The sequence below is a fragment of the Chitinophaga niabensis genome (assembly GCF_900129465.1).
GTDB lineage: Bacteria > Bacteroidota > Bacteroidia > Chitinophagales > Chitinophagaceae > Chitinophaga > Chitinophaga niabensis.
Window position 1 is genome coordinate 3236052 of record NZ_FSRA01000001.1, and the last position, 13740, is coordinate 3249791.

The window sequence follows — 13740 nt, forward strand, 5'->3', positions numbered from 1 at the left end:
GATGAAAAAATATATTTCAATACCCGTTGTGATGCTGATGGCTTTTGCCTGGATCAGCTGTTCAAAAGATAAGCCGGTGGATGAAGACGGACTGTTGATCACCGATCGCCAGGAATGTTTTGTCAGCAACTTTGAACTGCTTGGAGCCGATTTCCAGACTGTAAGGTCCAAAGCACCGGTAATAGATACTACTGCCTGTACAATTACACAGGAGGTTTTCTTTGGTACAGACCTGAAGAACCTATGGCCGCAGTTCTCCCTGGCAACAGATGCTAAACTGGACCCTAAGATAACCGGTAAAGTAGACTTCTCCGACCTCGCCAATCCCAAACAATATTCCGTTGTTTCCGGAAACCGCAAGATCAGAAAGACCTACAAAATCCTCATTACCGTACAGCAATAAAATCATTGATCATGTCAGCAAAATATTTCCAACATACTGCTCTGCTCTGCTCTTTCATCCTGCTGATGGCAGCTTGTAAAGACAAAGAGTATGCGCTTCCCGAGCCCAAAGGTGTTCTGCAGGCCGATGTCATCAAACGTTCATTCGGCCCCAACCTGGTTGGAGGGAACCTGGAGTTCGCTTTCGCCATGGCATTGCCGGCCTCAAAAGGAAAGCTCGTTTCAGCCGAAGTGGAAGCTTCCATTGCAGGCGCTCCTGCCACCTGGCTGGAAAACAAAACCTACTATACCAATAACAGTGGTGTAGACATTCCCACACAGATCGGAGCAGCTTCTGTAAACAGTGGTAATAAAACTACAGTAACCTTTAGCAAAGACACGATGTCTTCTACCCTGCGCTATTATTACTTTGCGCCGGAAGAAGCACGTGGCAAACCTGTAACATTTAAATTCACCACTAAAAGCAGCAATGGCGAAACCGCTACCTATACCATGGGGCCTTACAACATTTCCAAAATGGATATGAAGCTGGACCTCAAACCGGTAGACGGCGCGGCCTGTTATATCTCTATTGAGGATATGGCCATCTATACTGCAGCGGAAGCAGCTACAAAGCCAGGCAAAATAGACCTGGTGTATGTTTACCGCCCTGCTCCGTATAATCACAGTTTTGTTTCCCCGGGAAGTAATGCACAATACTTACCGGGTGTTACTTTACCCGCAGGTGTAAACAGGGTAACGCAAATAGTAAAAGCCTGGAACCTCCGGGACCAGCAACTGGCACGCCTGCAATTCGGCATATTCATTGATGACCTCGATTTCCAGAAACTGAGCCTCACCGATGCAGCCGACTTTGCCGTGAACATGAAAGCCGAAGCCGGCTTGTGGGTAGAAACCGCAGATAAGAAATACAGGGCCTACATTTTCCTGAATGCACTGGTTAACGGCACCAAAACTGCCACGATCAGCATCAAGAGATACGCCATGTAATAAAAACTTACAGGGGCTATGGGAATTCCATAGCCCCTTTTTTATCTTTAGACTGTTATGAAGAAACTATGCACCTTGTTATGGCTGTTTGCTACTTTGGCAGCCTCCGCACAACAGACCTTTTTGCTGAAACCATCTGTTCTCAGTACCAATAAGCAAAAGATAAGAACAGGTGACCCTGCTATGCTGCAAGCGCTCGGCAAACTAAAAAAAGCTGCAGATAAAGCACTAAAGGACGGGCCTTATTCCGTTACTTACAAAAGCAGGGTCCCCGACAGCGGTGACAAACATGACTACATGAGTGTTGGCCCTTACTGGTGGCCGGATTCCAGCAAACCAGGCGGTGTTCCCTATATCCGTAAGGACGGGCAAATTAACCCGGAACGTTTTGCCATCAACGACGCGGAATTCTACAAATCCCTCTGCCATGATGTTTGCCTGCTGGGCCTCGCCTGGTATTATACCGGAGAGGAACAATATGCCACACACGCCACTAAACTTTTACGCACCTGGTACATCGATACGGCTACTTTAATGAACCCCAACCTGAACTACGGGCAGGCGATACCCGGGGTCACCAAAGGAAGAGGTATTGGCCTCATAGATACCCGCGCCGTTAATAAACTCATAGATGGCATTCAATTGCTCTCTGGTTCCAAAGCACTGTCTAAAAAAGATTATACGGCCATACAGGCCTGGCATAAAAAATTCCTGGACTGGATGCGCAACAATCCTATCGGAAAAGATGAAGCGGACGAGGCCAATAACCACGGCACCTGGTATGATGTACAGGCTGTTTCCATAGCACTCTTCACTGAGCAGCCTGCACTGGCTAAAGAGATCATTACCACACAAACAAAAGAACGGATAAAAAGCCAGCTGAAAGAAGAAGGGAGCCAGCCACATGAGCTGGCCCGCACACTTTCCTGGAACTACTCTTCCATGAACCTGGAAGGTTTCTTTGAACTGGCCATGCTGGCGGAAAATGTACAGGTAGATCTCTGGAACTATACCACCACAGATAACAAAAGCATCCGCAAAGCATTCACCTGGATGTTGCCCTTTGCCAAAGGAGAACAAAAATGGCAGCACGAGCAGATCAAAAAGATGGAGATGAACGGTTACCTGAAAATGGCTGCTGTAGCTGCTAAAAAATACCCTGATGTAGATACCAAAGGATTGAACATCCCGCAGGACGACATCTTATTACTCACTGGCTGGAACTTTTAATTATGCGTTACTTACTCTCTATCCTCTGCCTGTTTACCTTCTCCGCGAAAGCACAAAACCTGCTGAGCGGAAAATATCCTGCTCCTGAATTAAAGCAGTTACTGATCCCACAGGCTAAATGGACGCCCTTTCCCCGTTTGAACGACCGTGCAGGATGGGCTAAAGCAGATGCCGCCTCCGGCAAAGCCATTATTCAGAAAGCTGAAGGATTCATTAATTATGAATGGCCCGGCGTACCTGCTGTTAAATCATTACAGATCGTGCGTAATGGCAACCGCTCAGAATACGAAGCCATCAGTTTCAAAAAAAGAGAAGTACTAGGCACTTTGTTATTAGCAGAGATCTATGAGAACAAAGGCCGCTTTATAGATCCTATTATCAACGGCGTATGGTCCATCTGCGAAGAATCTTTCTGGGGTTCTCCTGCGCATTTACCGAAAGGTCCGCAATACCTGGGCCTCCATGATGTATCCGCACCATTCGTGGAACTCTTCTCTGCTGAAACCGCTACTTTCCTGGCCTGGGTAGATTACTTCCTCGGTGAAAAACTGGACGCTGTTTCTCCGCTGATCAGGAAACGCATTTATAACGAAACCAACCGCCGCATCTTTGAACCCCTGATGACGAAACATCATGGCTTCATGAGCAGCAATGCTGCAGGCCGCCGCCCCAATAACTGGAATCCCTGGATCTGTTCCAACTGGCTCAATGCCGTATTGTTACTGGAAAAAGATGATACCAAACGCGTAGCAGCCGTGAGTAAGATACTGGGTGTGCTGGACAATTTCCTTAACCCCTACCCGGCAGATGGCGGATGTGATGAAGGCCCCGGCTACTGGGGAGCTGCCGCCGCTTCTCTTTACGATAACGTTTCTTTACTGAATCTCGCAAGTAATAATGCTTTCACCTATGTATATAAGGATGAGAAATTCCGCAACATGGGGCAGTTCATTTACAAGGCACAGATCAGCGAAAAATACTTTCTCAACTTTGCAGATGCAGACCCACAACCCGGCATGGCAGCCAGCATGATCTACCGCTACGGGAAAGACATCAGTGATCCCGCCATGATGGAATTCGGTGCGTATTATATGACGGACAAGGATAAAAGCTCATTAGGCCGCTTCCATTACTTCCGCAATTTCTTTTCCCTTTTCATGCAGGATGAATTTGACAAGGCTGCCAAAGGCTTGCCACTCCCCGGAGATGTATGGTGGCCTGATCTGCAGGTAATGGTATCCCGCGATCAGGCAGGCAGCACAAAAGGATTTTTTGTAGCCGCTAAAGGTGGCAACAATGATGAGAGCCATAACCACAACGACATCGGGAACTATGTGGTATACTACGATGGATTGCCCGTGCTGATAGATATCGGCAGAGGCAGCTACACCGCCAAAACTTTCAGCAACAAACGTTACGAGATCTGGTACAATTGTTCTGACTATCACAACGTGCCTACCGTAAACGGTAAAACACAACCGCCCGGTGCTGAATTCAAAGCAACCAATGTAGCTTACAAAACATCCGCTGCTGCCAGCCAGCTCAGCCTGGATATCGCCGCCTCCTATCCCGCAGATGCAGGTATCATAAAGTGGCAACGCAATATCAAACTGAACAAAGGAAAGAACGTACAGGTAGAAGATGCGCTGCAGCTAAAAGCAGCAGGCGATTACACAGAACACCTGATGACCTGTTTTCCGGTAGAAGTAGTAAAACCCGGTATACTGGTAGTACACGCCAAACAGGACTTCTTCATTCACTATCCTGCCAAACGTTTACAACCTGCTATTGAGAAAGTACCGATGGAAAACATGGAAGATAAAGGCGTAATAGAAAAGTGGGGACCTGATATCTACCGGATCAACCTGAAAAGTATCAGTTCAATTACAAAAGAAAAAATTGGTTTAACAATATCAAAATAAGATAAGCGGGGATTGCCTTTCAACAGGTAATCCCCTTATTAACGTAAAAATAAGTTGCATAACTGAAAAATACGTTATACATTTGGGATACAATTTATCCCTCATGGAAGAACTGACTAAATCAGAAGAACACATTATGCAGATCCTTTGGAAACTGGGGAATGCATTTGTAAAGGACATCATAGAAGAAATGGAGGACCCCAAACCTCCTTACACCACCGTATCCTCCGTTGTGAGGATCCTGGAAGCAAAAGGTTTTGTAAGCCACAAAGCCTACGGTAAAACACATGAATACAGCCCCCTGATCTCCAAAGAACAATACCGGAAAGGCAGTATCCAGCGTATGGTCAAATATTACTTTGACGATAAAACGTCCAATCTCCTGTCCTTCCTGATGCAGGAAAAGAAGCTGAGTAAAAAGGAATTACAGGAACTGCAACAGTTCATTGACCAGCAAAAACAACGCTCATGAAAGCTTTCCTCCTCTCTTCCATAGGTTGCATGTTACTGTTCTATAGTCTTTATGCTGTTTTTTTTAACCGTTTCAGCTTTTATAAGTGGAACCGGTTTTACCTGTTAGCCAGCCTCCTTCTTTCTTTGTCTATTCCTTTTCTGCATTTTGCGGAAACAGATTATATCCCCGGAGGTGTATCTATCCGTACAACCATAGAACAGGTACTGGCAGACCAACCGGCTGAAACAGCTCCGGCTCCCGCACCTGCCGCCCGGGCTTTTAACTGGCTGGCTGCTATTTATTGGATAGGAGCATGCATCATGGCTGTTTTTTTTATTATCAGCGCCATTAAACTTTATAAGAAGGTAAAGAACGGTAAACAGGAAGAACATCCGGGTATTACCATTATACGCACAAAAGACCTTAACGCGTCTTTCTTCCGTTTCATTTTCATACAACAAAACCTGGCGCCGGAGGAGGAAGAGATCATTTTTCAGCATGAACGTGCCCATCAGCAACAATTACACAGCCTGGATAATCTCTTTATTGCATTGATAAAGATCTTCTGCTGGTTTAATCCGCTGGTATATGTTTACGGAAGACTGCTAAGGTCCATACATGAACTGGAAGTAGATCAATTGATGATCAGCCGGGTGGAAAAAACAGATTACGCTCAGCTCCTGCTCAAATTTAATGCGGGAAAGGAATACGGTTTATTAAATCTTTATAGCGTACACCCTTTAAAACATCGCATTCACTCCCTTTTCACCCATAAAACCAACAACATGAAAAAAGTCCTTTATCTCTTAGTATTTCCCTGCCTGGCATTGGCCATCAGCAGTTTTTCATCCATAGCAACAAACAAACTGCCCACAGGTGTGATCATTAGATCAGACAGTACAGAACTCACCATGCAAATATCACTCAGGCAATTGCTGGGCTCCAACGCTTCCTGGGCAGCATTTGAAAACTTTGAAACCGGCGCTTTTGAAAAGATCCAGGCAATGTTCAAAGAACAGGGATACGATCTCTCGGTGACAGAGAAAGTACAGGGAGATAATGAAAGTATTAAACTGTTGGGCCTGGGGTTAAAGGGAAATCGCGGAGAGGTAAAAGCTACGTACAGGGTAAATGAAATGATCAGTAAAAATTATTACCTCATGGTTTCATTCAACAAAGAAAAACAGGAGATGAGGGTAATTTCTTTCGAGTCTGCTTTTTTGAAATAATAAAAGGGGCTTTATCAAAAGATGATATAGCCCCTTTTTATTCCGGTACCTGATGGAGAGACATGCCATCATTTATGCAATATTCAGGGCTATCTCCTGTTACTTAGACCGCCCCTTCATTTAATAATTCACTGCAATTCCTATATTAAACGCCCTTCCTTTTCCTTTCGAATAAAAGCCGGGTATCATAAACCATTGTGAACGTGCAGGGAAATAATCCTCGTTGAAGAGATTTTCCACACCGAGTGTTACCAATGCATTCTTCGTTAAACGATAGCTGGCATTCAGGTTGAAAAGATTATACGCTTTCACGATCCCTTCATTTCCTTTGTAAAGCCCGCTGGGTAATTTAACAAAGCGGTTCCTTTCCTGGATGCCGGTATACTGCAAACCAACTTCCAAACCATTTACTGGCCTGTAATGTATGTTAGCGCCGATCTTAGGCGCAGCAATACGTCTTCCGTTCAGGTAAGCATCATATTTATCATCGATACGGCCGGTATCTGCTTTTCCTTCCACATAACTGTAAGAAGCTCCCATGTCGAGGTTATGCAGCGGGCTGTATTGTACAGCAGCTTCAAAACCATAGATGCGCTCCGGTGTGCGGGCCACGTTAAACAGGTCTGTATTCACATCATACACCATTTCAGCGCCCAGTTTAGAAGTACTCACAAAACCGGTAAGTTCAAAACGAAGCTGTTTGTATTTGCTTACAAAACCCAGTTCATAGTTATTCACCAGTACTGCTTCCGTATTGATCTTGCTGATATTATCCACCTTTGCATCCCTCAGTGCAAGGCCTACATCCGCCACGGAAAATCCCTGGGAGAAGCTGGCATAAGGCGTAAAGAGCGGGAAGCGGTTGTAACGCAATCCGGCATTGAATAAAGTAGCGGTATATTTCAGATCACCACCTTTTACGGCAAAGCTGGGGGTAACAGTTCCTCCTGCAGCATTTGTGATCCTTAAAGTAGTATAATCCTCTACCCCGATCTTCACCTTTTCTATCCTAACACCACCTTTCAGGATAATGTTATCCAGGAAGGTCCATTCCGTTTCCGCAAAAGGTGCAACGTTGAACATCTTCATTTCAGGCACCCATACACGGCCATCTACAAGGGGTTGGGAAGTAACATCGCCGATGATATCCGTTCCGTAGGACAATGATCCCATTTTCGTTAAAGGAGAACTAAACATAAAACGCAATCCTTTTTTCTTAGAAAGCGTGTGCGATTGCCCGTCTCCACCTTCAAACCTGCCGATGGACACATAGAAGATATCATCCCGGGATGTATAATAAGCATCTGCATGCAGCGAAGTTCCGCCGATCAGGCTATCTGCCTGGTAAGAGAGTTGCAGGTTATGGTTTCCTTTTACCCCCGTAGGTTCTCCGGGTTGTTTGCCCAATACACCGGTTGCCGGTTTGCCCGTCAGGAAATCACCATTCACCAGGGTATAGTTGGAATTCTGCTGGCTGCTGTAGTAGTTATACATTAACTGGATGCGCTGGCGTCTGGCGGGTTCATAACCCAGCTTCACGAATCCGTTGTAACTCTCTGTTTCGCCCAGGCTGTAGTTGTTGCCCAGGATATTGCCCTTTGCGTCCTTGAACTCCCCGTTCTGCTCATATACTCCGCTAACGGTGTAATCAAACTTCCCGATCCTGCCATACAGCAATTGGCCTACCCTGCCGCCAAGGCTGTTTTTAGGGCTGGTTAAAGAACCCGTAAGGTTGAGGGTGGTTTTACCGGAAATAGCACCCGCATCTTTAGGAGTGAGGGTGATATAGTTGATCAGGCCACCTGTTGCACCATTCCCATAGATCGCCGTAGCGCCTTTCAGCACATCCACCCTTTCCAGCACAGCAGGGTCTATAGACCGGAGGTCTACTTCCCCGTTACGCAGTGGCGTGGATTGTGGGATGCCATCTATCATGATCAATACGGAACGGCCCCTTAAAGACTGCCCCACATTGCTGTTGGTTTGTGCAGAAGGTGCCAGGCCGGGTACTTCGTTGGCCAGGATCTCTGTAATATCTGTGGTAATGGTAAGGTCCCGCTCCAGTGTTTTACGGCTAACCACTGTTACGGAAGAAGGTACTTTGTCCAGCACCTCCGGTTTACGGCTGGCGGATACGATCACCTCCCCGAGAGAAACGGTATCCTTTTTGATCTTTTGCTGGGCAGATGCAGAGAAAGCCGCTGCCAGTATGAATAATGTGGAGCCAATGCGCCTCATAAGCTGATAAATTTGCGCAAAGCTACGGCCTGGTAAGCGGGTTCAATGATCGTATCCGGAAAAAATAATTAAATTGATCATCATGAGAAGGAATTACAAAAAGGAAAACCTGCCGGTAGACAAGATCCGCAAATTCCTGGAACCCGGCCCCATTGTACTGGTAAGCTCCCGTTGGAAAGACGAGACCAATATTATGAGCATGGGCTGGCATACGGTTATGGAGTTCTCTCCTTCCAGGATCGGGTGCTTTATCACCGGGGCCAACCACAGTTACGATATGATCCGTAAAAGCAGGGAATGTGTGATCAATATCCCCACGGTGAACCTGCTGGATGAAGTGATTGGTATCGGCAATTCCACCGGCACACAGGTGGATAAGTTCAGGAAGTTCAAACTCACCCCGGAAGAAGCGGATGAAGTGAATGCACCGCTGATTAAAGAATGTTATGCTAATTTTGAATGCAAGGTAGTAGATGAGAGCTTGTTGCGTAAATACAGTTTTTTTATCCTTGAGGTCGTGAAAGCGCATGCCGCCGTTTATCCAAAGTACCCTACAACGGTACATTACAGGGGTGAAGGCGTATTCATGATCTCGGGGAAGAACATTTCAAAGGTCAGAAAATTCAAACCACAGAACCTATAAGATGCTGGAGCAGGTTATACAATATCTTTCGCTTATCCTTGTTATTATCACGCTGGTAATGCTGGCGCAGAAACTGAAGATCGCCTACCCCATCATCCTGGTGATAGGCGGTTTACTGATCAGCCTGATCCCCGGGCTGCCGGCCGTAACCATCAACCCGGAGCTGATCTTCGTCATCTTCCTGCCACCCCTGTTGTATGAAGCAGCCTGGTATACTTCCTGGAAAGATTTCTGGAAATGGCGGCGGGTGATCACCAGTTTTGCCTTCCTGATAGTGGTGCTTACCTCCTTTGTGGTGGCCCTGGTATCCAGCTCCATCATACCCGGCTTTACCATGGCGCTGGGCTTTTTGCTCGGTGGCATTGTATCTCCGCCGGATGCCGTATCTGCCACTGCTGTACTGAAGAATGTAAAAGTGCCGAAAAGACTTTCCTCCATCCTGGAAGGAGAAAGCCTGCTGAATGACGCTTCCAGTTTGATCGTATTCCGTTTTGCCCTGGTAGCGGTGGATACCGGGCGGTTCGTTTTTCATGAAGCCGCACTGAGCTTTGTGGTGGTGATTGTGATGGGGATCTTAACAGGTGTTCTCATTGGCCTTATCTATTATGCCGTGCATAAATGGCTGCCCACAACCACCAATATGGATATTGTACTGAGCCTTACTGCACCTTATGTAATGTACATTGTGGCAGAGGCTTTCCATTTCTCCGGCGTATTATCTGTAGTGAGCGGCGGGCTTTTCCTGTCTGCCAGGAGCCATCTGTTCCTCAATCACCGAAGCCGGTACCAGGGGAGTAATGTATGGTCCACATTGGGCTTTGTGCTGAATGGGCTGGTGTTTATGCTCATAGGCCTGGAACTCCCGGTGATCGTGAATCAGCTGGGACCGGTAAGTTTGGGAGAAGCCATTAAGTACGGGCTGCTGATCTCCCTGGTACTGATCGTAACAAGATTACTCTCTACATTCGGTGCTTCCTATTTCACTGTTTTTATCAGTCGTTATATTACCACCGCAGATAACAGGCCGGGGCTAAAAGGTCCTTTCCTCCTTGGATGGGCAGGTATGCGTGGCGTGGTTTCACTGGCTGCTGCCTTATCCATCCCCATCTTACTGACAGATAAGGTCACCCCTTTCCCCCAGCGGAACCTCATCCTCTTTATCACTTTCACCGTGATCCTGGTAACATTGGTGGTACAGGGTTTAACATTACCATTAATGATCCGCTGGGTGAAAATGCCAGACCCGGATATTACCCTCACACCGGAAGAACAGGAACTGATGATCAGAAAGAAATTAGCAGCACATACCGTAAAGTTCCTGGACGAGCAACATGCGGAAATACTCAAAACCAACACCATCTTACAGCAGCTGAAAGCCCGCTATGAAAATACACATACCCATAGTACAGAACATCTTATAGAACCGGAACACGAGGATTACCGCCGCGTTTATTTACAGGTACTGGAACAGCAACGTACACTCCTGCATGAACTGGATAAGAGCCCGGAAACAGATGATGAGATCATCCGCCGGCATCAAAGCCTCCTGGACCTGGAAGAAGAAAAATTACGGTTGAAATTTGAGAGCTAGAAGGCAAAGTCTTCCGCCACAAATTCCCCGGGCGTAACACCCAGGAAGTGCTGGAAATCTTTGATGAGGTGCATCTGGTCTGCATAATCAAATTCATATGCCAGCCCGGACCATTTAGTATCCGTATTATGCATTTTGTGGTGCAGCATTTTGGAGAAGCGCAGCATCCTGCTGTAGAGTTTGGGGGTAGTGCCAATTTCCTTTACAAAATTCCGTTCCAGCTGCCTTTTCGATAAGCAAACCTGTTGCTGTAATACGTTAATGGAAGCTTTTGCAGGAGAAGCCATCACCAGTTCCACCATCTGGCCTACACCGGCAGAAGTATAACTGGCCTTCTTAGCCATGGCTAACAGGTATGGCTCTACGACAGCAATACAACTATCAATATCCTCACAGGCCATCAGGCGTTCTGTGATCTCCGGAAAAAGCGCTGATACAGCTGCTCCGTCTATTGCTTCATCCCGGAACAGGTGTGCGGAAATACCCAGCAGTCCATATAAACCTGTAGGTTTGAAACGGATCACAAACGAAACAAAATCTTTCTCTATCCTGATAGCATTTTTCCTGAACGTACGGGGGCCGCGGATGGAGCAGCGGGAAAAAGGCAGCAGCTCCCCGGTTTTATAATCAGTGGTTTCAAAATCCTCTCCCAGGAAAAAATCAATAGAGCTGATGTAACGCAGGGGCATTGCTTTCACAACAGGTACTTCCACCTTTCTGAAAACATATTCCGTAATGAAGGGCCTGAGCGCTTCTGCCGGAGCCTTTTTAGCGACTGAAGAAGACATATGCCAAATTAACCAATTTATACGCAATAAAAAAGGGCTGCCAGACGGCAGCCCTCATTTCATACGCGATTGTCAAGATTAGACTTATTTCTTCAATTGATCTTCATATCGTTGCAATGCCTCTATGAAATAATAATCTGCATATACCAGCGGTACATCTATTTCTGTATGATGCGGGATACTTCCCACGCTGTGCATCAGCAGAAAATTACCATTACTGCCAACCGGCGCACGATATGCCGGGCTGGCCAGTGAATGCAGCATTTTGATTGCGGCCTGTTTATATTTTTCTTCCTTTGCACCTGCATACCTGCTCAGCTCAAACAAAGCAGAAGCAGTGATGGCCGCAGCAGAAGCATCTCTTGGTTTATCTGTTACCTTATTGGCATAAGAGTTAATGCCCGGTGTGTAACCGGCTTCATTCGCATTAAAATCCCAGTAAGGTACTTTATCCTCCGGCAGGTTCTTGTTATCCAGGAACCAGTCTGCCATACCCATCGCCGTCTTTAAAAAACGGGCATCCTTTGTTTCACGGTACACCATGGTAAAACCATAGATCCCCCATGCCTGGCCTCTTGCCCAGGTAGAATTATCTGCGTATCCCTGCGCTGTTTCCCTTGCAGCAACCTTACCATTAGTGGTATCATAACATACTACGTGATAAGAGCTGTAATCCGGACGGATCTGGTTCTTCATGGCTGTTAATGCATGAGAAACCGCCACATGCCGGAAAGCAGTATCGCCGGTTACTTTAGAAGCAAAGAATAACAGTTCCAGGTTCATCATATTATCAATGATCACGGGGAAAGGATAGATCTTATTGCCGTGCCATGATTTAAATCCATTCCAGGATTTGATACTTCCGGTCACCGGATTGAAACGGGTACTCAGGGAACGGGCAGATTGCACCAGGATGTCTTTGTATTCAGCCTTGCCGGTAAGGCGGTAAGCATTACCATAACTGCAATACATCATAAATCCAAGGTCGTGGTGTTTGGTGAAGTCTTTCAGTGGTTCCAGCTTCTCCGTCCAGTTTAAAGCTGCTGCAGCCAGGCTTTGATCTTTGGTGAATTCATAAGAATACCAAAGGCTGCCGGGGAAAAAACCGGGCGTCCAGTCGTACATACTGGTAGATACCATTTTGCCGCCGGCATCAATCGTACGGGGGAAGGTCAATGGTTTCTGATGTACGGTTTCCTTTAACATATTCTTTATCTGCTGTGTGGCAAAAGAATAGTTGTTCCTGATAAAATCATCTTCTGTGTTGTCTGATTTGAAAGCGAGCAGGCTAACGAACGCTGTACCAATTAATAAACGCTTCATATTCATGCTTAGGGTATTACTTTAATGATCACTTCTCTTATCACTGACTTTTCTTCGTCCAACGTACGGTTGAATGCAACGAAGGTGGCTTTGTAAACGCCCGGAACAGCGTATTTATAAGGATAACCTGTTTTGGCAGGCTCTGTAATGCTCTTGATACCTACACTTACATCCGGGGAGATCTGCCCTACATACATGGGCTTGCTTATGATCCAGCTGGTATTGGTAGGAGCAGTTCCGGCACCACCGGTGATCTTCAGATCGGTGGCAGTAGCTGTCCAACGTGCAGCGGCAGGATTCCATACATTACCATAACGCGTCCAGAAGCTGACGTCTGTTGCAAGATTACTGATGGCAACCGTCTGATCCGGCAGCACATTATTAAGTACATAATTCGTGATGGTCCAGGTACGTTGCGTGGAACCGGTTACTCCGCTGTATTTGAATGCAATGAAAAGAGAATCCTTTTCTCCGGATACCTGGTCCGTAAGATCAATGGTACCGGAGTTCACTACCGTGGCACTGGTAGCCAATGCTGCTTTGGAAGTGATGTTCGTCCAGTTGGCATTCACTACTGTGGCGGAATCCAATGCGGTAAGTTTGTTAGTGACCAATACCTGTAGTGTATTGGTTTGTGTACCAAATTCTGCTTTCGTGGAAAATGATAACGCCAGTTTCCCCAGCTTATAAGAGGCTTTGCGGTTAGCATAACTCTTCCCCGGTTCTCCGGAGTAAAAGGCAATATTATCTGCATCACCGGAAAAAAGGAACTGCGTGGTATCTCCTACCTTGTAAGTGAAGGTATCTGCAACCATGCGGGCAGGATCAATCTTCACCTGGAAATCAGGTGTAGTTGTTTCGAGCTTCTTGGAACAGGACGCAACCGCTAAAGCCAATCCTGCTAATATGATGAATGATCTTTGCATAAAA

Annotated in this window: 12 protein-coding genes; 8 read left to right on the forward strand and 4 right to left on the reverse strand. The window is 46.4% G+C overall.

Going from position 1 to position 13740, the window contains the following annotated elements; genetic code table 11:
- Position 1: 1 nt before the first annotated feature.
- From BUR42_RS12805 to BUR42_RS12830, 6 genes are all read left to right on the forward strand, one after another.
- Positions 2-403 carry a hypothetical protein gene (locus BUR42_RS12805; protein ID WP_074239607.1) on the forward strand — a complete coding sequence of 134 codons (402 nt, stop codon included), beginning with the start codon at positions 2-4 and terminating at the stop codon, positions 401-403.
- An 11-nt stretch (positions 404-414) separates the two neighbouring features.
- Positions 415-1392, forward strand: coding sequence for a DUF4466 family protein (locus BUR42_RS12810; protein WP_074239608.1), 978 nt, complete (start codon positions 415-417; stop codon positions 1390-1392).
- A gap of 57 nt (positions 1393-1449) precedes the next feature.
- Positions 1450-2622 (forward strand): alginate lyase family protein, encoded by a 1173-nt coding sequence (locus tag BUR42_RS12815; RefSeq protein WP_074239609.1) that lies wholly within the window; start codon positions 1450-1452, stop codon positions 2620-2622.
- Positions 2623-2624: 2 nt separating this feature from the next.
- On the forward strand, positions 2625-4544 hold the full coding sequence (locus tag BUR42_RS12820; RefSeq protein WP_074239610.1) for a heparinase II/III domain-containing protein: 1920 nt from the start codon (positions 2625-2627) through the stop codon (positions 4542-4544).
- A 103-nt stretch (positions 4545-4647) separates the two neighbouring features.
- Positions 4648-5016: a BlaI/MecI/CopY family transcriptional regulator gene (locus tag BUR42_RS12825; protein ID WP_074239611.1), complete on the forward strand. Its 369-nt coding sequence runs from the start codon at positions 4648-4650 to the stop codon at positions 5014-5016.
- The gene (locus BUR42_RS12830) at positions 5013-6227 is read left to right on the forward strand and encodes a M56 family metallopeptidase (RefSeq protein WP_074239612.1); all 1215 of its coding nucleotides are present in this window, start codon (positions 5013-5015) and stop codon (positions 6225-6227) included. The genes BUR42_RS12825 and BUR42_RS12830 overlap by 4 nt, the downstream gene beginning before the upstream one ends.
- A 120-nt stretch (positions 6228-6347) precedes the next feature.
- On the opposite strand, the gene BUR42_RS12835 is transcribed toward BUR42_RS12830, so the two are convergent.
- Complete coding sequence (locus BUR42_RS12835; protein WP_074239613.1) at positions 6348-8465, reverse strand: TonB-dependent receptor; 2118 nt, start codon at positions 8463-8465, stop codon at positions 6348-6350.
- An 82-nt stretch (positions 8466-8547) separates the two neighbouring features.
- On the opposite strand from BUR42_RS12835, the gene BUR42_RS12840 reads away from it, so the two are divergent.
- Positions 8548-9108: a flavin reductase family protein gene (locus tag BUR42_RS12840; protein ID WP_074239614.1), complete on the forward strand. Its 561-nt coding sequence runs from the start codon at positions 8548-8550 to the stop codon at positions 9106-9108.
- A 1-nt stretch (position 9109) separates the two neighbouring features.
- Positions 9110-10699: a Na+/H+ antiporter gene (locus tag BUR42_RS12845; protein WP_074239615.1), complete on the forward strand. Its 1590-nt coding sequence runs from the start codon at positions 9110-9112 to the stop codon at positions 10697-10699.
- On the opposite strand, the gene BUR42_RS12850 is transcribed toward BUR42_RS12845, so the two are convergent.
- The 3 genes from BUR42_RS12850 to BUR42_RS12860 all read right to left on the reverse strand — a co-directional run bounded on the left by BUR42_RS12850 (position 10696) and on the right by BUR42_RS12860 (position 13736).
- Complete coding sequence (locus tag BUR42_RS12850) at positions 10696-11487, reverse strand: helix-turn-helix domain-containing protein (RefSeq protein ID WP_074239616.1); 792 nt, start codon at positions 11485-11487, stop codon at positions 10696-10698. The genes BUR42_RS12845 and BUR42_RS12850 overlap by 4 nt on opposite strands.
- An 84-nt stretch (positions 11488-11571) precedes the next feature.
- Entirely contained in the window at positions 11572-12810 is a 1239-nt protein-coding gene (locus tag BUR42_RS12855; RefSeq protein WP_143197434.1) for a glycoside hydrolase family 88 protein, read from the reverse strand.
- Between the two features lie 8 nt (positions 12811-12818).
- Positions 12819-13736 carry a DUF5017 domain-containing protein gene (locus tag BUR42_RS12860; RefSeq protein WP_074239618.1) on the reverse strand — a complete coding sequence of 306 codons (918 nt, stop codon included), beginning with the start codon at positions 13734-13736 and terminating at the stop codon, positions 12819-12821.
- Positions 13737-13740: the final 4 nt, after the last annotated feature.